Source organism: Micromonospora sp. NPDC005299 (genome assembly GCF_042872345.1).
Taxonomy (GTDB): domain Bacteria; phylum Actinomycetota; class Actinomycetes; order Mycobacteriales; family Micromonosporaceae; genus Micromonospora.
In genome coordinates, this window is sequence record NZ_JBIAKG010000013.1 from 172,217 (window position 1) to 192,406 (window position 20,190).

Genomic DNA, 20,190 nt, shown 5'->3' on the forward strand with positions numbered 1-20,190 from the left:
CGTCCGTGGCGCAGCAGTGGAGCACCAGGTGCCGTTGCCGACCGTCCAGGTGGGGCAGCGCTGATCGCGAGTTGTGGTCTTCCGATCACCGGCTCAGCTCGCGCAGGTGGTGTGTCGGTGGACCGGTTGCCAGGTGGATTGCTGGTTTCAGGACGATCGCGGGCGTAGACGTCCCCGGGCGATCAGTTCAACGGTGAGGACGATGGCGGCGGCTTCGACGGCGAGAAGGCCGACGAGGACGAACAGTTGGGTGATTCCCGCGGTCAGTGGACTCGCGCCGCCGAGAAGGAGTCCGACGAAGGCGCCGGGGAGGGTGACGAGGCAGACGGTGCGGGTCTGGTCCAGAGCGGGGATGACTGCGTGGCCGGCGGCGGGGCGGCAGACGAGCAGCACGGCGTCGCGGGGGAGCAGTGCCAACGGGAGAGCGGCTTCGACCTCGCGGCGCCGAGCGCGAAGATCGTCGTTGAAGCGCCACCCGGCGAGGCTGGTGGCGGTCATGGCCCCACCGGTCAGGATGCCGGCTATGGGAAGGATCGCGATGCCGCGCAGGGGCGCCAGGACCCCCAGCAGCGCTGCGACGACGGTCAGGCTGGCTGCGGTGATCGGGACACCCGCCCACCCAGCCGTGTGGTCCGCCGGTTATCCGCCGGCCGCGGGTGCCCGCGGCGACCGCGCGCATGGCGTCCAGCCTGCCGCCCGTCACCTGAGACGAGCCTGAAACAGCCGGGGGCAGGGCTTCAGGCTGTTCGCCGTCGCCGTTGCGGGGCAGGAGGATCCGGACGGTCAGGCCCGGACCGGGCAGCACCTGCAAGCGTTCACCATGGGCCGTCACGACCTCGCGGGTGATGGCGAGGCCGAGGCCGCTGCCGCCTTCCGGCCGGGTGCGGCCGTCGCCGAGACGAACGAATTCGGTCGAAGATGCGCCGGACCCCCAGATGCCGGCCCGTCCACCGAATCACGCGCATGCGACGCTTCTCAGGATTCGTCACGACGGCAGCCGACACAGCTCAAAGCGGGAACGACGGGCAGCGGCAGCCGGTGAGCAAGCCTCACGGCGGGAGCGTTCGCCGGGCGAGGACAGGTGGGCGACCGTGCTCAACCGCCGTCGGCTGCCAGGCGGTAGCCCATGCCCCGCTCGGTCTGGATGGCCCGGCGACCGAACGGCTGGTCGATCTTGCGGCGGAGGTAGCCGACGTACACCTCGACGATGTTGGGGTCGCCGTCGAAGTGGGCGTCCCAGACGTTGTCGATGATCTGCCGTTTGGAGACCACGTCACCGCGGTGGCGCATCAGGAACTCCAGCAGCGCGAACTCCCGTGCGGTGACCCGAACAGCCTGGCCGGCCCGGCTGACCTGCCGTCGGGCCGGATCCACGGTCAGGTCCCCGGCGGTCAGCACGACCGGCCGGGCGGGTGCGCCCCGGCGCACCAGAGCCCGCAGCCGGGCCACCAGCACCACGAACGAGAACGGCTTGACCAGATAGTCGTCGGCTCCGAGGTCGAAGGCATCCGCCTGGTCGTACTCGCCGTCCTTCGCGGTCAACATCAACACCGGCGTCCACACGCCCCGCGACCGCAGCCGCCGGCACACCTCGTAGCCGTTGAGGCCGGGCAGCATGATGTCCAGCACGATCACGTCGTAGGGGTTCTCGGTGGCCGCCCACAGCCCGTCGGTCCCCGTGTGCTGCACATCCACGGCGAAACCCTCGTCTGTCAGACCGGCGCGGAGCACCTGCGCCAGGGCGGTCTCGTCCTCGACGACCAGCATTCGCACCCCGCCTGCCCCCTCCGGCATGTCGACTCCCGCGCCCTGCATTACAAGCGCGTCGCCCCCGATCATTGCGCGGACAGGTGGGTCAGCGGCGTGAGCCGTGCCACGTCGTCGGCCCCTCCGGCAGCCGAGTTCGGAACCCGCAGTAGCAAGTGAGGCCAGCCTTTCCTTATGGTGGGCTGGTGCCACTCAGATTACCCGCTGTCGCCCAGCCCGGTCCTGCGGTCCATGCCGCCGAGGCGTCCGCTGGGCCGGTGCGACGGCTGTCCGACCTGCCCCCGGGCAGCCGGGCCACGATCGTGGGGCTGGTCGACGGGGCACCGCCTTCGACGGCCCACCGGCTCGCGGATCTCGGGTTCACGGCCGGGACGCTGGTGCAGGTCGTCCGTCGCGCGCCCCTGCGGGATCCGGTGGTGTACCGGGTCAAGGACTACGACCTGTGCCTGCGCCGCGCGCAGGCCGCGCACGTGCTGATCCGGGATGTGCGGTGAAGGACTCGGGATGCCACGCTGAGGCCGGAGGTGGCGCCGTTGACACGGCCCTGCCGCGCTTGGCCCTGGCGGGCAGCCCGAACGCCGGTAAGACGAGCATCTTCAACGCTCTGACCGGTCTGCACGCCAAGACGGGCAACTACCCCGGCGTGACGGTGTCCCGATTCGTCGGCACCATCCAGGTGGGTGAACAGCGGTACCTGATCGAGGACCTGCCGGGCACCTACAGCCTGGACCCGATCAGCCCGGACGAGCAGATCATGGTCGACGTGCTCGACGGCCGCCTCGACGGTGAGGCACCGCCGGACGCCCTGCTCGTCGTGGTGGACGCCACCACGCTGCGCAGGTCGCTTCGGTTCGTCGCGCAGGTGCTGCGCCGCGGTCTGCCCACCTGCCTGGTGGTGACCTTCACCGACGAGCTGGACGCACGGCAGGGCCAACTGGACCTGCCGGCGTTGCAGCAGGCGCTGGGTGTGCCGGTGGTGCGGGTGCTCGGCAACCGCGGGCACGGCATCGACCAGCTACGGGACCAGATCGTGCGGTGGCCGACTTGGTCGGCGCCGGCCCTTCCGCCGCCGGACGACGCGGCCGAGGCGGACGCGTGGGCGGAGTCGGTGCTGAGCTTCGCCGGCTACCGGGCCCCGGGACGGCACCGCATCACCCAGCGCGTCGACGCGGTGTTGCTGCACCCGCTGTGGGGCACGATCGTGTTCCTCGCGGTGATGGTGATCTTCTTTCAGACAGTGTTCACCCTGGCCGCGCCGCTGCAGGGCTACGTGGAGACGTTCTTCGGGTGGCTGTCCGGGCTGGTTGCCGCCCACGTCGGCAACCCGTGGCTGGCCGGGCTGCTCGGCGACGCGGTCATAGGCGGCATCGGCGCGGTGCTCGTGTTCGTGCCGCAGATCATGCTGCTGTTCCTGCTGATCTCTCTGCTCGAGGGCGTCGGCTACATGTCCCGTGCCGCGTTCCTGATGGACCGGGTGATGGCCCGCGCCGGCCTGGAAGGCCGTGCGTTCGTGGCCCTGCTGTCGTCCTTCGCGTGCGCGATCCCGGGCATCATGGCCACCCGCACCCTGCCGTCGGCCAAGGACCGCCTGGCCACCATGATGGCGGCACCGCTGATGACCTGCTCGGCGCGGCTTCCGGTGTACGTGCTGCTGATCGGCCTGCTCGTGGACCCGGCCGCCCGTTGGGGGCCGTTCGGGGCGCAGGGCCTGGTCATGTTCGGCATGTATCTGCTCGGCGCGGTCTCGGCCATGACCGCCGCGTGGGTGTTCAAGAAACTCGGCGACCGCAACGGCCCGCTGCTGCCGTTCTACATGGAGATGCCCCCGTACCGGATGCCCTCAGCCCGCTCGGTGCTGATCGCGGTCGGTGACTCGGCGAAGTCGTTCCTGCGCAAGTGCACCACCATCATCACCGTCACCACGATCGGGCTGTGGCTGCTGCTGAACCTGCCCCTTCACTCGGCCGCCGACCTGCGCGCTCACGGCGTCGACTCGGGCAACGACACCGCAGTCTCGGCCTACGTCGCCGACCACAGCTACGCCGCCGGCCTTGGCCACCTCGTCGCGCCGGTCTTCGACCCGCTCGGCTTCGACTGGCGGATCAACATCGGCGTGCTGTCGGCACAGTCGGCACGGGAAACGTTCGTCGCCACCCTCGGCCAGGTCGCCGCCGCGGAGAACCCCGACGAACCGTCCAAGGCGCTCAAGGCGATGACCTACAACGACGGGCCGCACGCCGGGCAGCCGCTGTTCACCGCGCCGACCATCGCGGCGCTGCTGGTCTACTTCGCCTTCGCGTTGCAGTGTATGGCCACCGTCGGCATCATCCGCCGGGAGACCGGCGGCTGGAGGTGGCCCCTGATCGCGTTCAGCTACCTGACCGCGCTGGCCTGGATCATGGCCTACCTGGCCAGGACCATCGCCGCGCTGCTGACGGGATGATGCCATGATCCCCATCCATCCCCAGCCCGTCGCGGGACACGCCGAGCAGCTGCGGTGGATCACCCCCGCCGGGGTGCTGCCCTTCACCGGCGTCGCCGCCACCATGCCGGACCCGCTCGTCGCCCTACGCGACGACGGCACCCTCGCTCAGGTCCGCGTCGAACCCGCGGCGATCGTCACCACGCTGCGTCCCGGTCGGCAGTGGTCACGCGACGGCGCCCGGGTTCGTACGGCGCTGCACGCCGCTCTCGCCGACCCGACCGGCTGGACCCCAGCGGACTCCTGTGGCCAGCCGGACGATGCGCCACTGCGCGTCGCCGCCCAGGAGTTGCTCGACGGGCCCGTCGGCGACCTCGCCCACTCCCACGGCGGCCACATCGAGCTCGTCGACGTCCGCGACGGCACCGTCACCGTCAAACTCGTCGGCGCCTGCCACGGCTGCCCCGCCGCCCGCACCACCCTCCGCCAAGGGCTGGAGGACGAGCTTCGCCGACGCCACCCACAGCTGCGCGCCGTCACCGCTACCCCGTCCCGCCGCTGACCACCGGGTCCACCGCGCGGACTGTCGTGTGCAACGCCTGGAGGCCACCAAGGCGATCGTCTGCTGGTCGACGGAGTACCACGGCATGGCGGTGGGCGCGCTGCGCTGCGACGGCCGCGTCGTCGACGACGAACTGCCCGCGCACATGTGGCCCACGCATCACGCCAACGTGCACTTCTACGGGACCCGCTCCGTCGACATCGACGGCGGGCTCGCCCAGCTCGACGCCGACGGCTACCGGCCGCTGCCCGTTACCTGTTGATCGTCCCCAGCCGGGGACTCCTCGGTCGCCGGCGAACGCGATGTGCTCGGCCTGTGGGTCGGCACCGGCGGCGAGGGCGCCAAGGCGTGGATGGCCACCCTCGCCGAGCTGCGCAACCGCGGCGTCGAAGACGTCTGCATCGTCGCCTGCGACGGGCTCAAGGGACTGCCCGACGCGATCGCCGAGATCTGGCCCTTGGCCACGGTGCAGCTGTGCGTGGTCCACCTGGTGCGGGCCAGCCTGCGCTATGCGTCCAAGGCGCACTGGAGCCAGATCACCAAAGCGCTGCGGCAGGTCTACACCGCCCCGACGGTCAAGGCCGCCGAGCAGCGGTTCGCCGAGTTCGACCAAGCATGGGGCACGAAGTATCCCGCGATCATCCGACTGTGGTGCTCAGCGGGGGAGCAGTTCACGCCATTCCTGGCATTCCCGCCCGAGATCCGCCGGGTCGTCTACACCACGAACGCGATCGAGTCGCTCAACGCCCGCTTCCGCCAGGCCACCCGCCGCCGCGGCCACTTCCCCAACGAACAGGCCGCGCTCAAGGTCCTCTACCTGGTCATTCGCAGCCCGAGGCCGAACCGGGCTAACGTCACCGGCAAGGCCGGCGGCTGGAAACAAGCGCTGAACGCTCTCGCCATGTTCTACGGCGAGCGCATCACCGGAAACTGAGAAGGCGATCACCGCCTCACACACAAAGATCCGGACAGTCCCCTCGCTTGCTGAAGATCAGCAGAACGGACGTAAGTCCTGATCAGACTGTGCTTCGGTTGGTCCGACGTGGGGTCTGTAAATTGCTCCTCTGTCAAGCGGCGGCTGGTTGTCGGGTGACGAGGTCGGCGCGTGGGCCGGCTCGGCGGAGCCTGCCGCCCGACGGCCGGCGAGGCGGTGGCCGCGGTCGGTTCAGCCGGCGGCGAGTGTCTGTCCGGCTTCGCCGCCGGGTGCGGCGGCTGCCGGGCGGTCGGCGGCGAGACCGGCGAGCGCCGCGCCCCCGTCGCCGAGCAGCGCCGACTCGGCGTCGTCGACGAACGCGAGGTCGGCCTCAACGTGCCGACTGGCGGCCGAGAGCAGCAGCCGGACCACCGGATCGTCCGCCTGGCGGCGTAGGCCGTCGAGATTCCGCAGTTCCCGCATCAGGTGGCCGCGCTGGTTGCCGAGGACGGTCCGGACGGTGGTCGCCTCGCCCGACCGGGCTGCGGCAGTGACCTTCAGGAAGAAGTCGTCCCTGAAACCGCCGTTGCGCGGGCTGGGTTCGGCGAGCCACCGGTCCAGCTCGGTCCGGCCGGCCGGCGTGATCTCGTAGACCACCCGGTCGGGCTTGACCGGCTGGGCGTGCCGCTCGGCGACCACCAGTCCGTCCCTGAAGAGCCGGTCGAGGATCTGGTAGAGGTGCCCGATGTTGAGCGGGCCCCACTGTGGGCCGACCGCCGCCTCGAAGGCGCCCTTGAGCTCGTATCCGTAGCTGGGGCCGCGGGCGAGCAGGGCCAGGACTGCGTGCTGGATCGCCACCGTCTTCTCCGATCCGGTTTCGGACAGGTACCCGGGAAGGGCCTTGCATTGTGACAATGTATCGCGCACAGTGTGTGTCAGCATACGGGGAGGCGCGACATGTTCCATTTCGTCTGGGGGCAACTTCGTGGCCGTGCGGGACGGTCGGTGGCGCTGCTGGCCGGCGTGCTGGTGGCGACCACCGGCTTCGTCGTCCTGACCGGCGCCACCACCACCTCCCGGTTGGCGGTCGCCGGCACGGTCGAGCGGAACACCCGCGCCGCGTACGACATTCTGGTCCGTCCAAAGGGGACGCGGACGCCGCTGGAGGCGCAGCGGCGGCTGGTCCGGCCCAACTACCTCTCCGGTCTCTACGGTGGCATCACCACGGCGCAGTACGAGCAGGTCAAGGCCGTCGAGGGCGTGGACGTGGCCGCACCAATCGCGATGCTCGGCTACTCGACCACACCGATCGAGATGCCGATCGACCTGACCGACGCGGTCGACCGGTCGCTGGACCGCCAGGTGATCCGGATCGACCGCACCTTCCTCGCCGAACGGGGACTCACCCACGGCCCCGCCGCGCCGACCTACGTGTACGTGACGAAGCATCGGCTGCACTATCCGGTGATTGGGGACGAGTACCGGCCGGAGGCGGTGCGGTACACCGACGGGCGGACGTACGACACCAACGAATGCGGGCTGGCACCTCGGGAGGTTCTCGACGGTGGGCGCGCCGAGCCGATCTGCGATCTCCGGGTCAGACAGCTCAACTCGCCGACCAGCCTCACCGAACGGCAAACCTGGCGGGTAGATGCGTTCCGGCTGCTGCCGGACGGCCGCTTCGAGCAGTCGGCAGCGGGCAGCGGGCCGGACGCGTCCCCGTCGAAGTCCGCCGCCCGTCTGACGATCTCACTGCGGCTCACCGTGCCGTTCCTGCTCGCCGCGGTCGACCCGGACGCCGAGCAGCGCCTGGTCGGACTCACCGGCGCGGTGGTGGCCGGACGTCCGCTCGCCGCCACCGACACCATCGTCGCGACCAACCACGGAGGCCGTCTCATCGGCGGCCACCTGCCGGTGCTCGCCACCAGCCGACCCTTCGTCGACGGCGCCATCCGGACCACGTACACCCGGTTTCGGCCCGATCGCAGCATCGCCGGCCTGCCACCGCAGAACCTGGCCGGGACGCTGCGCCGGGCGCCGGCCGCGACGGCCGGCGGCACCGAGCAGGACGCACTGAGCGCGTACCGGGCCCAGCTCGCCGGCGGGCTGAGCCCCGGCGCCTGCTGCTGGGGTGAACTGGAGGTCCCCGTGCAGGCCGGCCAGGCCACCTACGACCAACAGCCCGACGGCACGCTGCGGGTGGACACCACCGCCCCGGATCCGGACGTCTACAACGGCGAGGGGACGGTGCCGCGGCCCTGGCTCACGGAGGACACCGGCTTTCGACCACTGACCTCCCTGCGGCTCGGCCGCAGCGACCAGTTCGCGCGACAGTGGCGTGCGGTGGGCGTCTTCGATCCGACGAAGCTTGCCGGGTTCAGCGACCTGGGCAAGGTGCCGCTCGAGACGTACGAGCCACCGAAGGCCGAGGGCGCCGACAACCCGAGCCGGGCGGCGCTGGGCGGGCAGCCGCTGGAGCCCAGCGGCAACCCGGCCGGCTACCTGTCCGCCCCGCCGCTGCTGCTGACGACCCTGGCCAGCGTGCCGAAGCTGTTGCAGACCGGCAGCAGCCCGCAGCGCACCGCGCCGATCAGCGCGATCCGGGTCCGGGTGGCCGACGTGCACGGATACAGCAAGCAGTCCGCGGAGCGGGTCCGGCTGATCGCCGAGCGGATCGCCCAGGCCACCGGCCTGGACGTCGACATCACGCTCGGCTCCTCTCCCGCGCCGCAGACCGTGGAGCTGCCTGCGGGCGCGTTCGGCCGCCCGGAGCTGCGGCTGACGGAGAACTGGTCGGCGCTGGGCGTGGCCTCCACGATCACGAAGGCCGTCGACCGCAAGAGCGTCGCGCTCTTCCTGCTGGTGCTGGTGGTCTGCGTGCTGTTCCTCGGCAACGCGGTCTCCGCCGCCGTCCGGGACCGCCGTCCCGAGCTGGCGGTGCTCGCCTGCCTCGGCTGGCCGGCCCGCCGGATCGGCGCGCTGATCCTCGGCGAGGTCGCCGCGCTCGGCCTGGTCGCCGGGCTGCTCGCCGTCGGCCTGGCGTTCCCGCTCGGGGCCGCGCTCGGCATCGAAGTCGACTGGCGGCGGGCGTTGCTCGCCGTACCGGTGGCTCTGCTGCTGGCGCTGGTCGCGGGCCTGGCGCCTGCGCTGCGGGCCGCGCGCGCCCACCCGGCCGCCGCGCTGCGCCCGCCGGTGGCCGCCGCCCGTTGGGTACGCCGGCCGCGCACCCTGTCCGGCCTGGCCCTGGTGAACCTGGTCCGCACCCCCGGGCGCACTCTGCTCGGCGCCGGGGCGCTGGCCATCGGCGTGGCCGCGCTGACCGTGGTCGCCGCCGCGGCCTACGCCTTCCGCGGCGCGATCGTGGGCAGTCTGCTCGGCGACACCGTGTCGCTGAGCGTGCGCGGCGCGGACGCCCTCGCGGCGGTGACCACGGTGCTGCTCGGGGCCGCCGCGGTCGCCGACGTGCTCTACCTGAACATCCGGGACCGCGCCGCCGAGCTGGCCACCCTGCGGGCGACCGGCTGGACCGACACCGCGCTGGCCCGCCTGGTCGGCTACGAGGGCTTCGCGCTCGGCGCGCTCGGCGCGCTCGCCGGCGCCGGCCTCGGGCTCGGCGGGGCAGCCTGGCTGGTCGGCGACCTGCCGGCGGCGCTGGTGACGGTGGCCGCCACCGTCGCGCTGGCCGGGGTGCTGGTTACCTGCCTGGCGGCGCTCGTCCCGGCCGCGCTGCTGCGCCGCCTCCCCACCGCACGACTACTCGCCGAGGAGTGACCATGAACGCGACCACGGGTAGCACGGTCCGCACCGCCGGACTGGTCCGGCAGTTCCGCACCGGCACCGAGCGGCTCACCGCCGTTGACGACGTGTCGCTGCAGATCGCGGCGGGATCGGTGGTGGCGCTCACCGGTCCGAGCGGCTCCGGCAAGTCCACCCTGCTTCATCTGATCGGCGCGATCGAGCAGGCCGACCAGGGCACCGTCACCGTGGACGACGTGGAGGTCACCGCGCTGCGCCGGGCGGCGCTGGCCCGGTACCGCCAGCGGGTCGGCTTCGTCTTCCAGCGCTACCACCTGCTGCCGGCACTGTCCGTGCTGGACAACGTGATCGCCCCGGTGCTGCCCCGCCGGGGCCGCGCCGACCACGCGGCCCGCGCCCGGGAACTGCTGGACGCGGTGGGCCTCGCCGGCCGGGAACGCGCGCTGCCCGCCCAGCTCTCCGGCGGCCAGCAGCAGAGGGTCGCGATCGCCCGGGCGTTGATGGGCGCGCCGCGGCTGCTGCTCGCCGACGAGCCGACCGGCAACCTGGACTCGACCACCGGCACGCAGATCCTCGACCTGCTGCTGGAGCTGCGCAACCGGCACGGAATGACGATCCTGCTCGCCACCCACGAACGAGCCATCGCCGCACGCTGCGACCGGCTGATCCGGCTCGGCGACGGCCGGATCGTCGAGGACGTCGACCTCACCGACGGTGAGGATCCAGCCGAGACCTTCGAACGCGCGGCCCGGCTACGCCTGTAGCCGTACCGGCCGGCCGACCTTGGTATCGACCAGACAGATGCCCGACGCGGACATCGCCAGCCGCCGGCCGAGGTTGCTCATCACCGTGGCCACCAGGGTGTCCTGGGTCAGCTCGCCGGCCCCCCCATCGCGAGCCCGAGGACCGCCATCACCTGGTCGCCGTCCACCTCGTTGCCGTCCGCGGTCACCGCGACGCACGGGTCGGCGTCGCCGTCGTGGGCGATGCCCAGGTGTGCGGCGTGCTCCGCAGCGAGTTGGCCCGTTCAGCCTGGGGTCGCAGGTGCGCGTGGACGAGGTTGGTGGTCTTCTGGTCGTCGGTGAGCCGACCGGCGACGGCCTTCTTGATCGGGATGCGGAGCGTGGCGGCTTCGCCTTCGTAACCTAGGTCGGCCAGGGTGGGCAGATCGGGTGCGGCCAGGGCAAGCACAGGCAGGACGTCGTGGTGGCGTACGGCGGTGGTGTCGTGCTCCCGGCCGGGTCGTACTTGGGAGGTCCACAGCGGCCAGCCGTCGGGGGCGGAGATGACCTGCACGTTGCCGCCGTGGTGGTGATGCTTTCCGGACCACCACAGGTCCACTCCCTGTGTGGGACCGGGCATGGCGACCCGGTCGGTTTCAATCAGCGTGCCGTCGAGGTTGACGTGGCTGTGCCCGGCAGCCTTGGCGGCCAGCAGCGCCCCATGCAGGCTCGGTCGTCGGGCGGCGAGGGTGTCGATGCCTTCGTGCAGGTACCGGTAGGCGGTTGATCCGCCGATGGCGTTGTCGGCGGCCGGTTGGACTACCCGGTGCCGTCGAGGAACCAGCGCAGGACGAGCACGGCCTGGGCGAAGCAGCCCAGCGCTCGGCGGCCGGTTCGGGTGCCCCGTCGCTGGCGTTCGGCGTGCAGCGTGATGCGGCGCGCAGCTGAATTGCGGCTCACTGTCGACTTGGACAGGTACGAACGTGAGCGGCTCCCCGGGCCCGGGGAGCCGCTCACGTTCGCGCGGGAGGTCAGGCGATGAAGCCCTCTTCCTTCAACCAGTCCGCGGCGACCTGCGCCACCGGCTCGCCCTTGACGTCGACGCGCTCGTTGAGCTTGCGGATGGTGTCGTCGTCGAGCTTGGCGGTGATCGGTTCAAGGATCTTGGTCAGGCTCGGATACTTGGCGGCAGTTGCGCCGTTGACCGTCAGCGCCGGGTTGTAGATCGGGAAGAACTTCTTGTCGTCCTCCAGCACCACCAAGTTGAGGTTGCTGATCCGGCCATCGGTGGTGAACACCTCACCGAAGTTGCAGGACTCGCCCTTCTTCGTCTCGGTGTAGACGACTCCGGTGTCGACGCTCCTAATGTTGGACTTCGGCAGGTTCATGCCGTACATCTTGGTCATGCCGGGCCACCCGTCGTTCCGTCCGGCGAACTCGCTCTCCAGGCAGAAGGTCGCGTCGGCCGGGTTGCTCTTGGCGAACGTGGCGAGGTCGGACAGGGTGCGGAGGTTCCACTCCTTGGCCTTCTCCGCACGCACCGCCATCGCGTAGGTGTTGTTGGCCGGCGCGATGGCACCCCAGACGACCTGGTTCTTCTCCTTGTCCTCCTTGACCACCGCGTCGTACTGCTGCTTCGAGTCCGCGATGGGGTCGGTGTGGTTCAGGTAGGTGATCCAGGTGGTGCCGGTGTACTCCCAGTACACGTCGACTTCACCAGCGAGCAGACCCTTGCGGACGTTGACCGACCCCTTGATGTTGGTCTTGTCGGTCACGTTCGCGCCCGCCGCCTTCAGCGCCAGCATGGTGATGTGGCCGAAGACGATGTTCTCGGTGAAGTCCTTGGAGCCGACCACGATCGTCTGGCCGGCGAGCGCGTCATCCTGCTTGATCGACCCCGCCCCGACCGCCACCTTTCCACCGGAGTCCTCGGTGGTGACCGAGCAACCGGTCAATGCCATGGCGATGAGTGCGGCGCCGGTAGCCAGTCGGGAAGAGGGTGTGCGCGTACGCATTGACGACCTCCACGGCGCACGGGGCGCCGGTTGGGGAAAGGGGACGTGAACCTATGGATCAATCGAGCCCGGGCGGGCGCAGCAGATCGGCGATCACACCGCCGAGCCAGTCCAGCGTCAGGGCGAGAGCGGCGGTGAGTACCGCGCCGGTGATCAGGACGGGATCACGCTGAAGCTTGATCCCGGTCACGATCAGTCCGCCGAGTCCGCCCGCGTCGATGAAGGTGGCGAGCGTGGCGACCCCGACCGCGAGAACGAGCGCGGTGCGCACGCCGGCGAGAATCACCGGCACCGCCAGCGGCAGCTCGACCCGCAGCAGCACCGCGAGCGGGGACATGCCGATGCCCCGACCCGCCTCGATCAGATGCCGGTCGACCTCGTTGATCCCGACGATCGTGTTACGCAGCACGGGCAACACCGCATAGGCCACCAGCCCGATCAGCGCAGTGCCGGTGCCGATGCCCAACCAGATGCTGAGCAGTACCAGCAGCCCGATGGCCGGCATCGCCTGACCGACGTTGGCCAGAGCGGTGACGAACGGCGCCAGCCAGCGCAGTGCCGGGCGGGTGAGCAGAACGCCGGCGCTGACCGCGATCACCACCACCAGCAGGGTGGTCATCGCGGAGATCGAGACGTGCTGGCCGGTCACCCGGAACAGCTGCCCGGCGTTGAGCGAGCGTCGCTCGATGTCGTCCAGGGCAAGCGAGCTCACCCAGAGGTACGTGGTGAGCAGCGCCGCCGCGAGCACCAGCGGCATGGTCGCGTGTCGGCGCAACAGGCCCCGCCACCGGGAGGGTGGGGCGGCGTCCGCGAGCTGACCGGAGCCGAGCGTGCCGACGCTCACGGCGTCTCCCGATCCGTCGTCGACCGGGCGCTACGGCGCTGCATGGGCGCCGCTGCGGCTTTCGGCCCGTCCACTCTCTCAGGCGCCTCCGCCACCGGCCGATCGCGGCGCCGCTCGGTCTCGCGCATCTCACCGATCGCTCGCATCAGCCGGTCGATGGTCACCGTGCCGCGGTACCGGCCGGCGTCGTCGACCACCACCGCAGCACCGCTGCTGCTGGTGAGCATCGCGTCGAGCGCGTCATGCAGCGTGGCACGAGGTTCCACCACGGTGGCCGGCCCGCCCATCCCGTGCAGGTTGTCCTGATGCTGATCCAGGTCCCGGGCGGTGATCCAGTGCACGGGGCGCCGCTCGCTGTCGACGCTCAGTACGGCCCACTCGCCGGTCTCGTCCAGCCGGCGCAGCGCCGACGTCGGCGAGTCGTCCAGCCGGACCAACTCGGCCTCGTCCCAGTCGACCTCGTCGACCCGGCGCAGGTTGAGCTGCTTGAGTGAGGCGCCGGCACCGATGAACTGGGCCACCGTCTTGTCCGCAGGGTTACTCAGGAGCCGCTCCGGGGTGTCGAACTGCCGGATGCTCGACCGGTCACCGAGCACCGCGATGCGGCTGCCCATCTTGACCGCCTCGTCGAAGTCGTGGGTGACGAAGACAATCGTCTTCTGCAGCTTCTCCTGCAGCCGGAGGAACTCGTTCTGCAGCCGGTCCCGGGTCAACGGATCGGTGGCGCCGAACGGCTCGTCCATCAGCATCACCGGGGGGTCGGCAGCCAGCGCCCGGACAACCCCGACGCGCTGTTGCTGACCGCCGGAGAGTTGACGTGGCAGGCGGTGCCGGTACTGGCCGGGTTCCAGCCCGACCAGGTGCAGCAGCTCGTCGACCCGGGCGTCGATCCGCTTGCGATCCCAACCGAGCATCTTCGGCACCAACCCGACATTGGTCGCCACGTTCATGTGCGGGAAGAGCCCCACCTGCTGGATGACGTAGCCGATGCGCCGACGCAGCTCGGTCGGGTTGAGCGAGGTGACGTCGGATCCGTCCACCATGATCCGCCCGGAGGTGGGCTCGATCAACCTATTGATCATCTTCATGGTGGTGGTCTTGCCGCAGCCGGAAGGGCCGACCAGCACGACAATCTCGCCGCGCCGGATGGTCATCGAAACGTCCTCGACCGCAGGGGTCTTCTGTCCCCGGTAGAGCTTGCTGACCTGTTGCAGGTCGATCATCACGTCAGCGGTCATCGTTGACCTCCCTGGGCGGTGGACGGGGCCGCGAGGGCCGGCGGGCCGGCGAGCGCCAGAACGGAATCTGGTTGCTCGGCGAGGGATGGCGCGGTTGACCTTGATCGGGGCCGCCGGGTGCCCCGGCCGGCCCGGGTCAGCACACCGAGCAAGCCCAGGCAGATGTCCACGACGAGGGCGAGGACGACCACGCCGAGCGTGCCGATCAGAGCCTGGTTCAGCGAATTCACGCCGCCGAGGTTGGCCAGGCCCGAGAAGATCTGGTTGCCCAGGCCCGGCCCGCCGACGTACGCGGCGATCGCCGCGATGCCCATGGTCATCTGGGTGGAGACCCGGATACCGGCCAGGATAACCGGCCAGGCCAGCGGTATCTCGACCGTGCACAGCGACCGTGTCCGGCTCATCCCGATCCCGCGGGCGGCCTCGGTCAACGCGGGATCGATCTCGGTCAGTCCCACCACCGTGTTGCGGATGATCGGCAACAGCGCGTACAGGGTCAGCGCGACCAACGCGGGGAGGTACCCCAAGCCCAGCGGCGTGATCAGCAGGCCGAGCAGCGCGAAGGAGGGAATGGTCAGCACAGCGGCGGCGACCGCGACGGCGATTCCCCGGGCGCGCCGGTGGCGGTAGGTGAGGACGGCGATGGACATGCCGATGAGCGTCGCCAGCGCTATCGCCATCAACACGATCGTGGCGTGCTCAATGGTTTGGGCGATCAGCAGGTCGCGTCGGCTTTCCAGGTATTCGAAGAACGTCATCTGACACGTCCTCTCGGCGGCTGGCCGGCCCCTGGCCAGAGATAGCCGCGACGGTGCTGGACCTGCCATGGCCGGTTGGCCATCACATTTCGGGCGTAGGCGTTCGGCAAAGGCCCTCCGTGTGGGACGTGGAGTCGGTTGGAGTAGTCAGCAGGGAAGCTCTGACGGCACGCCGAGCGACACGGAGTGTCGGCGTGCCACCACCTTGGCCATCTCCTCCTTCCGGACAGAAACTTCTGTACAAGGCGATCATGGGGGTGCCACGGTACGCCATGGGCTCCTCGTCAGTTCGGCCGGCCCGGGACCGGAGCCTCAAATGGGTCCGATGCTGCGACAGCGAGACAACGAGTGGGCGGCGGCCAGGTGACCGCCATCAGCTCGGCGCCCGGGGGCGTGGCTCCATGGCGTTCGCACGAAGGACCAAAGTGGGCCGCCAGGGACTCGAACCCGCGGACCAAGAGTCAACGACCGCCCAGGGAACGGCCGTTCTTGGCCAGCTCCCACCGCGTCGCCGTGGCCACCTGCTCCCCGGTGATGCGCTCTCCGTCCGCCCCCAGGTACGCGGCGGTCAGCGCCGCCGCGGCGATCCCACCACCGGGCAGGTCCACGGCGGCCAGTCGCTCCGGGTCGACATCGGCCGGCACCGCGTCCGGGAACGCCCGCCGCCACATGGTCTCCCGCGCGGCCCGGTCCGGGTACGGGAAGGTCACCACGATCCGTAGCCGGCGCAGGAACGCCTGGTCCAGCACGGACCGGGCGTTGGTGGTGAGGATGGCCAGCCCGGTGAACGACTCCATCCGCTGGAGCATGTAGCCGACCTCGAGGTTGGCGTACCGGTCGTGGCTGTCGCGTACCTCGGTGCGCTTGCCGAACAGGGTGTCCGCCTCGTCGAAGAGCAGCACGGCCGCGCCGTCCTCGGCGGCGTCGAAGACCCGGCTGAGGTTCTTCTCCGTCTCGCCGATGAACTTGCTGACCACCTGGCTGAGGTCGACCACCACCAGGTCCAGGCCCAGCTCCTGGGCGATCACCTCGGCGGCGAGGGTCTTGCCGGTGCCGCTGGGCCCGGCGAAGAGGGCGGCGGTGCCCAGGCCGCGGCTGCTCCGGTCGGCGAACCCCCAGTCGTGCAGCACCCGGGTGCGGTGGTGCACGGCGGCGACCAGCGACCGCAGCTGCGTCACGTGGGTGTCGGGCAGCACCAGGTCGGCCCAGCCGGCGCGGGGCCGGACCACCCGGGCCTGCGCGCCGTAGCGGCTGCGGGAGCGGGCCCGGCACGCCTGCCACAGTGGCGTGCCGGCGGCGGCGTCCCCGGCGGCCAGTTCCAGGTCGGGCAGGGCCAGGTCGAACACCCCGGCCACCGCGGCCGCCTCGCCCGCCGCCCGGTCGGCCAGGTGCCGGTCGAGCGCGGCGTCCAGCGCCGCCGCCCGTTCCGCGATGGGCAACCGGGGTACGCCGACCAGCACGCCGTCGGCCAGCACGGTGTCCACGGCGCCGAGCACGGCGACCGGGGCGGGCAGCGTGCCGAGGGCGCGGATCAGGGCGCGGGCGTCCTCGGGGCGGGCCCCGTCGGCGTCGAACGCCCAGGCGGCCGGCGCGAGCAGGCTCTCCCGCCCGATCAGGCGCAGCAGCCGGTCGCGGTCGCGTACCGCGGAGGGGAGGTCGGCCACGGCGACCAGTCGCAGCTCGCGGCCGGCGGAATCGGCCGCGGCGGCCGCGACCACCGGCAGGTTGGCCGGCTGCGGTCCCTGGAGCACGGCGGGGCGGCCGTGCTCCCAGACGGTGCGGATGGTCGCGGCGACGGCGGCGAACGCGGGCGGCAGCGCGGCGGGTGGCGGGACCGGCCGGGCCACGGCGGCGAGGTCGGGTTCCAGGTAGCGGACGCCCATGAGGTGGTGCAGCACCCGTTCCTCGGTGACCAGCGGGCTGCCGGTGGGGGTGTCCGGGTCGAGCAGGCGGACCAGGTCCCAGCGCCGCAGCGGCCCGTCCGGGGTGAGCGCGTTCCAGTGCGGGCCGGGCAGCGCGGCCAGGGCGAGGCCGAAGGTGGGTCTGGGTTGCCCGTGCGCGCCGGTGAGTTCGTCGGCCACCTCGCCGGCCAGCTCCGGGCCGGTGGCCAGCAGCAGCACCGCCCGTTCGAAGCCGGTGAGCCGCAGCGCGGCGGCGAGCCCGTCGAGGGCCGTGGGCCGGTCGAGCAGCGCGCGGGCCGCCGCCAGCCGCCCCTCGGCCGCGGCGAGTTCCGCCCGGTCGGGTTCCCCCGGGTACGCGACGAGCCGCACCCGCAGCACGTCCAGCTCGGCGACGAGCGCCAGCCGGTTCGCCTCGTCCCACGACAGGGCGGGCGGGTCGGCCGGGCGGGCTCGGCGGTCGGCGGCGGTCACGGCACGGTCAGGGCGGGCGCGCCGTAAACCTCTCCGACCAGGTCGGGCAGGCTGTCGACGCCGTCGACCTGCACCCGGACCAGCCAGTCGCCGGTGGGCACGTCCCCGGTGGCGAGGGCGAGCCGGTCCTGCGGGGCGGCGTCCGGGGCGAGCGGGGCGAGCCGGATGGCCAGCGCGTCCGGTTCGCCGGCCGGGCCGGGGGTGAGCCGGGTGAGCAGGACCGTGGCCCGCTGCCGGGGCATCAGCGGCGGGTCGACGCCGAGCACGATGTCGGGCGGGCCGTCCACCACCGACGCGGTGGGGCGGACCAGCAGCGGCAGCGCGTTGGAGCCGGCGGTGGCCCGGGCGGGCGCGCCGCCGGCGGCCGGCGTGACGTGCGCGACCCGGACGGCGTGCAGCCCGGCGGGCACGGTGCCGTCGAGGGTGACGGCCAGGGTGGTGTCGGTGCCGCCCGCCTCGGGGGTGAGGGTGGCCGGTCCGACGTGGACCCGGGTGGTCTGCCCGGGTCGGCCGCGCAGCCCGGCGCCGCGCAGTTCGACGCGGTCGCCGGTGGCGGCGGTCCCGCCGGGCGGGTCGGTCACCAGGGCGGTCAGCACGGCGGGGCCGCCGGCCAGCACGGTGACGGTCCGCTGCCGCACCGGCAGGGCCCGGCGCGGGATGACGTCCGCCTCGACCAGCGCGGCCGTGGCCACGTACGTCTGGGAGAGCTGGTGCGGGGTGGCGAAGGTGGCCCACAGCTTGGACATCTCCTCCACCGACAGCGTGTACGGGGCGACCTTGACCCGCTCCACCTGGTCGGCCAGGTCGGACTCGGCGAGGAACGCGGTCGGCACGTCGTCGGCGTACAGGTCGATCGCGGCGGTGACCAGGTCCCTGGTCAGCGTCGGGGTGACCGCGAGGGCCAGCACGGCCCGGCCGAGCAGCCGCTGCGCGTCGAGGGACTCCGCCTCCCCGTAGCAGGTGAGCACGTAGTACAGGTCGAGCGCGGCGACCGGCCGGCGGGTGAAGCCGCCGTCGCGGCTGCGGGTGGGCAGGTCGGTGAGGTTCCAGGCGTGGTTGGGGCGCACGTCGTACAGGTAGATGTTGATGCCGGGCGCGGAGACCAGCGCGGTGTCGGAGAGCTGGTTGGGGCGCAGCGTGGTGACGGTGGCGCCGCCGACCGGCCCGGGGTGGGTGGCGTCGAGGGCCCGTTCGAGCACGTACCGCAGGGTCGAGGTGACCGCGGCGATGGCCAGGCCGTTGCTCATCGGCCCTCCCGACGGCGGGCGAGGTACGCGGCGTGGTCCACCGTGGACGGGGTCGGGGGTGGCGGTGCGGGCGGTGGTGGTGCGGGCGCGCGGGTGACCACCACCCGGTCGATGTGCAGGTGCACGTCGCCGGCCGGCGGGGCCTCCCCGGTCGGCGCGGGCGGGGTGGGCGCGGGACGGATCGAGCCGGTGCGCACCTCGGCGGTGCCGGGCCGGGGCGGTGCGCCGGCCCGGGCCGGCCGGTCGACGAAGACGAGGCGCTCCCCGGATTGCACGGCGCGGCGGGCGATCAGCGCGGGGCCGAGGCGTTCCCGCAGCAGCCGGGCCAGGTCCGGCGCGGCGGCGCGTACCGGGGCGGGGGCAGTCCGGCGGGCCGCGGGCGCCGGGGCCGGCGGCGCGGGCGGGGTGGCGGCGGCCGGCCGGGTGGGGTCGGGTGGCAGCTCGGCGGGTGGCCGGGTGACCGCCGGGGGAGCGGCGGTGGTCGGGACGGCGGTGTCGGGCTCGCGGCCTGCCGGGCCGGCCGGCTCGGCCCGCGCGGCGGTCCGGTCCGGGACGGCCGGGGCGGCCTCGGGCGGCGTGGCCGGCGGCGTCCGGTCCGCCCGCGACCGGTCCGGGGTGACCGCCACCTGCGCCGGGATGGTGTGGACCGTCGGCGTGAGCGATGGCAGGCCCGGCGGGTCGGGCGCCGCGCGGGGCGGCGACGCCGGGGAGTCGGGCCAGGACGCGGTCGGTTCGGCCGGCCGGCCGGTGGGCCGGTCCAGCGACGCGACCTCGAAGGGCTGCGGGGCGCGAAGCCGCACCAGCGGTTCCCGGCCGGTGGCGCGCTGCGCCATCCGGGCGAAGAAGCCGTCGTCGCCGCTCACGCTGCCCGCCCCGCCGCGAGGGCCAGGTACGCCCGCCGCCGACCGGCCGGCAGGGCGAGGATGTCGGCCTCGGCCCAGCCGTAGGCGGCGGCCAGGGTGGCCACCTCGGCCAGCACGGCCGGGGCACGGCCGGCAACCCGCTCCCAGAGCAGCTCGGCCACGTCCAGCGCGGTGACCACGGTGTCGCCGCAGCCGGGGCAGCGGGTCCGCAGCACCACGGCCGCCGCGCCGGCCAGTTCCTCGGCGGCGGCGTCGACGGCCCGGCGCTGGTCGACGGTCAGCTCGCCCGCGGCGACGGGCCGGTCGGCGGCGTCCCGGACGCAGCGGGCCAGCAGCGTGCCGACCGGGTCGTCGGACCGTCCGGCGGCCAGCAGGTCCCGGGCGGTGGGGGCGCGGACCCGCAGCGTGCCGCCGGCGACCGCACCGGTTTCCCCGGCGGGGAGCCCGGCGACCGGGTCCAGGGGCAGCGCCACGTCGAGGACCTGGCCGCAGCCGCAGGTGAGCACGGCGTCGACCGGGTCGCCGAAGCTGTCGACGCTCAGCCGGGCGGCGAGCGCGGCGACCGTGCCGACCGGCAGGTCCAGGGCGGCGTCGAGGTCGGGCAGGAGCCCGGCGGCGTGCAACAGCACCGGGCCGCGGGCGGCCGGCGGGGCGGCCGCGGCGGCCTCCCAGACCGCCAGCAGCCGGCCGGGGTCGTCCAGCGTGGTCATC

16 protein-coding genes and 5 pseudogenes are annotated in these 20,190 nt (G+C 72.5%); 7 read left to right on the forward strand and 14 right to left on the reverse strand.

All coding sequences use genetic code 11. From position 1 onward, the window contains the following. Positions 1-147 precede the first annotated feature (147 nt). The 3 genes and pseudogenes from ACFYPD_RS29410 to ACFYPD_RS29420 all read right to left on the reverse strand — a co-directional run bounded on the left by ACFYPD_RS29410 (position 148) and on the right by ACFYPD_RS29420 (position 1,773). Positions 148-603, reverse strand: a complete 456-nt coding sequence (locus ACFYPD_RS29410) for an ABC transporter permease (protein ID WP_387120518.1) — start codon at positions 601-603, stop codon at positions 148-150. A 169-nt stretch (positions 604-772) separates the two neighbouring features. Next, positions 773-937 (reverse strand): annotated as a pseudogene (locus ACFYPD_RS29415) (ATP-binding protein); the annotation flags it as partial. A gap of 158 nt (positions 938-1,095) precedes the next feature. Then, on the reverse strand, positions 1,096-1,773 hold the full coding sequence (locus tag ACFYPD_RS29420; protein ID WP_387120521.1) for a response regulator transcription factor: 678 nt from the start codon (positions 1,771-1,773) through the stop codon (positions 1,096-1,098). Positions 1,774-2,024: 251 nt separating this feature from the next. Between ACFYPD_RS29420 and ACFYPD_RS29425 the strand changes: the two genes are divergently transcribed. From ACFYPD_RS29425 to ACFYPD_RS29445, 5 genes and pseudogenes are all read left to right on the forward strand, one after another. Next, positions 2,025-2,261 (forward strand): ferrous iron transport protein A, encoded by a 237-nt coding sequence (locus ACFYPD_RS29425; RefSeq protein ID WP_387120427.1) that lies wholly within the window; start codon positions 2,025-2,027, stop codon positions 2,259-2,261. Then, positions 2,258-4,210 (forward strand): ferrous iron transporter B, encoded by a 1,953-nt coding sequence (locus tag ACFYPD_RS29430; protein ID WP_387120430.1) that lies wholly within the window; start codon positions 2,258-2,260, stop codon positions 4,208-4,210. The genes ACFYPD_RS29425 and ACFYPD_RS29430 overlap by 4 nt, the downstream gene beginning before the upstream one ends. 4 nt (positions 4,211-4,214) lie before the next feature. Further along, positions 4,215-4,751 (forward strand): NifU family protein, encoded by a 537-nt coding sequence (locus ACFYPD_RS29435; RefSeq protein ID WP_387120433.1) that lies wholly within the window; start codon positions 4,215-4,217, stop codon positions 4,749-4,751. Positions 4,752-4,785: 34 nt separating this feature from the next. Further along, positions 4,786-5,013, forward strand: a pseudogene (locus tag ACFYPD_RS29440) (hypothetical protein); the annotation flags it as partial. 39 nt (positions 5,014-5,052) lie between these two features. After that, positions 5,053-5,685: pseudogene (locus ACFYPD_RS29445) on the forward strand (IS256 family transposase); the annotation flags it as partial. Positions 5,686-5,916: 231 nt separating this feature from the next. Here ACFYPD_RS29445 and ACFYPD_RS29450 read toward each other — a convergent pair. Then, complete coding sequence (locus tag ACFYPD_RS29450; protein WP_387120436.1) at positions 5,917-6,522, reverse strand: PadR family transcriptional regulator; 606 nt, start codon at positions 6,520-6,522, stop codon at positions 5,917-5,919. A 99-nt stretch (positions 6,523-6,621) separates the two neighbouring features. On the opposite strand from ACFYPD_RS29450, the gene ACFYPD_RS29455 reads away from it, so the two are divergent. Further along, complete coding sequence (locus ACFYPD_RS29455) at positions 6,622-9,435, forward strand: FtsX-like permease family protein (RefSeq protein WP_387120439.1); 2,814 nt, start codon at positions 6,622-6,624, stop codon at positions 9,433-9,435. Positions 9,436-9,437: 2 nt separating this feature from the next. Then, positions 9,438-10,184: an ABC transporter ATP-binding protein gene (locus ACFYPD_RS29460; RefSeq protein WP_387120442.1), complete on the forward strand. Its 747-nt coding sequence runs from the start codon at positions 9,438-9,440 to the stop codon at positions 10,182-10,184. A gap of 12 nt (positions 10,185-10,196) precedes the next feature. Here ACFYPD_RS29460 and ACFYPD_RS29465 read toward each other — a convergent pair. The 10 genes and pseudogenes from ACFYPD_RS29465 to ACFYPD_RS29510 all read right to left on the reverse strand — a co-directional run. Continuing rightward, positions 10,197-10,441 (reverse strand): annotated as a pseudogene (locus ACFYPD_RS29465) (phosphoglucosamine mutase); the annotation flags it as partial. After that, positions 10,423-11,177, reverse strand: a pseudogene (locus ACFYPD_RS29470) (transposase family protein); the annotation flags it as partial. The pseudogenes ACFYPD_RS29470 and ACFYPD_RS29465, both read right to left, overlap by 19 nt. Further along, a complete protein-coding gene (locus ACFYPD_RS29475) occupies positions 11,174-12,157 on the reverse strand; it encodes a glycine betaine ABC transporter substrate-binding protein (RefSeq protein ID WP_387120445.1) in 984 nt (327 codons plus the stop codon). The pseudogene ACFYPD_RS29470 and the gene ACFYPD_RS29475, both read right to left, overlap by 4 nt. A 58-nt stretch (positions 12,158-12,215) precedes the next feature. After that, positions 12,216-13,001 (reverse strand): ABC transporter permease, encoded by a 786-nt coding sequence (locus ACFYPD_RS29480; protein ID WP_387120448.1) that lies wholly within the window; start codon positions 12,999-13,001, stop codon positions 12,216-12,218. Then, positions 12,998-14,239, reverse strand: coding sequence for a betaine/proline/choline family ABC transporter ATP-binding protein (locus ACFYPD_RS29485; protein ID WP_387120451.1), 1,242 nt, complete (start codon positions 14,237-14,239; stop codon positions 12,998-13,000). The genes ACFYPD_RS29480 and ACFYPD_RS29485 overlap by 4 nt, the downstream gene beginning before the upstream one ends. Next, a complete protein-coding gene (locus tag ACFYPD_RS29490) occupies positions 14,236-14,997 on the reverse strand; it encodes an ABC transporter permease (RefSeq protein WP_387120454.1) in 762 nt (253 codons plus the stop codon). The genes ACFYPD_RS29485 and ACFYPD_RS29490 overlap by 4 nt, the downstream gene beginning before the upstream one ends. Before the next feature lie 461 nt (positions 14,998-15,458). Beyond that, the gene (locus tag ACFYPD_RS29495; RefSeq protein WP_387120457.1) at positions 15,459-17,369 is read right to left on the reverse strand and encodes an ATP-binding protein; all 1,911 of its coding nucleotides are present in this window, start codon (positions 17,367-17,369) and stop codon (positions 15,459-15,461) included. Further along, positions 17,366-18,616, reverse strand: coding sequence for a DUF4255 domain-containing protein (locus ACFYPD_RS29500; RefSeq protein WP_387120460.1), 1,251 nt, complete (start codon positions 18,614-18,616; stop codon positions 17,366-17,368). The genes ACFYPD_RS29495 and ACFYPD_RS29500 overlap by 4 nt, the downstream gene beginning before the upstream one ends. Continuing rightward, positions 18,613-19,479, reverse strand: a complete 867-nt coding sequence (locus tag ACFYPD_RS29505) for a hypothetical protein (protein ID WP_387120463.1) — start codon at positions 19,477-19,479, stop codon at positions 18,613-18,615. The genes ACFYPD_RS29500 and ACFYPD_RS29505 overlap by 4 nt, the downstream gene beginning before the upstream one ends. Then, the gene (locus tag ACFYPD_RS29510) at positions 19,476-20,189 is read right to left on the reverse strand and encodes a hypothetical protein (RefSeq protein ID WP_387120466.1); all 714 of its coding nucleotides are present in this window, start codon (positions 20,187-20,189) and stop codon (positions 19,476-19,478) included. Before ACFYPD_RS29510 ends, ACFYPD_RS29505 begins: the two co-directional genes overlap by 4 nt. Between the last annotated feature and the right edge of the window lies 1 nt (position 20,190).

What these genes read in the sequence shown, in the direction of transcription:
- ACFYPD_RS29500 (WP_387120460.1), bottom strand. Translation starts at nt 18,616, where the DNA reads ATGAGCAACGGCCTGGCCATCGCCGCGGTCACCTCGACCCTGCGGTAC.
- ACFYPD_RS29490 (WP_387120454.1), bottom strand. Translation starts at nt 14,997, where the DNA reads ATGACGTTCTTCGAATACCTGGAAAGCCGACGCGACCTGCTGATCGCC.
- ACFYPD_RS29455 (WP_387120439.1), top strand. Translation starts at nt 6,622, where the DNA reads ATGTTCCATTTCGTCTGGGGGCAACTTCGTGGCCGTGCGGGACGGTCG.
- ACFYPD_RS29460 (WP_387120442.1), top strand. Translation starts at nt 9,438, where the DNA reads ATGAACGCGACCACGGGTAGCACGGTCCGCACCGCCGGACTGGTCCGG.
- ACFYPD_RS29510 (WP_387120466.1), bottom strand. Translation starts at nt 20,189, where the DNA reads ATGACCACGCTGGACGACCCCGGCCGGCTGCTGGCGGTCTGGGAGGCC.
- ACFYPD_RS29475 (WP_387120445.1), bottom strand. Translation starts at nt 12,157, where the DNA reads ATGCGTACGCGCACACCCTCTTCCCGACTGGCTACCGGCGCCGCACTC.
- ACFYPD_RS29485 (WP_387120451.1), bottom strand. Translation starts at nt 14,239, where the DNA reads ATGACCGCTGACGTGATGATCGACCTGCAACAGGTCAGCAAGCTCTAC.
- ACFYPD_RS29435 (WP_387120433.1), top strand. Translation starts at nt 4,215, where the DNA reads ATGATCCCCATCCATCCCCAGCCCGTCGCGGGACACGCCGAGCAGCTG.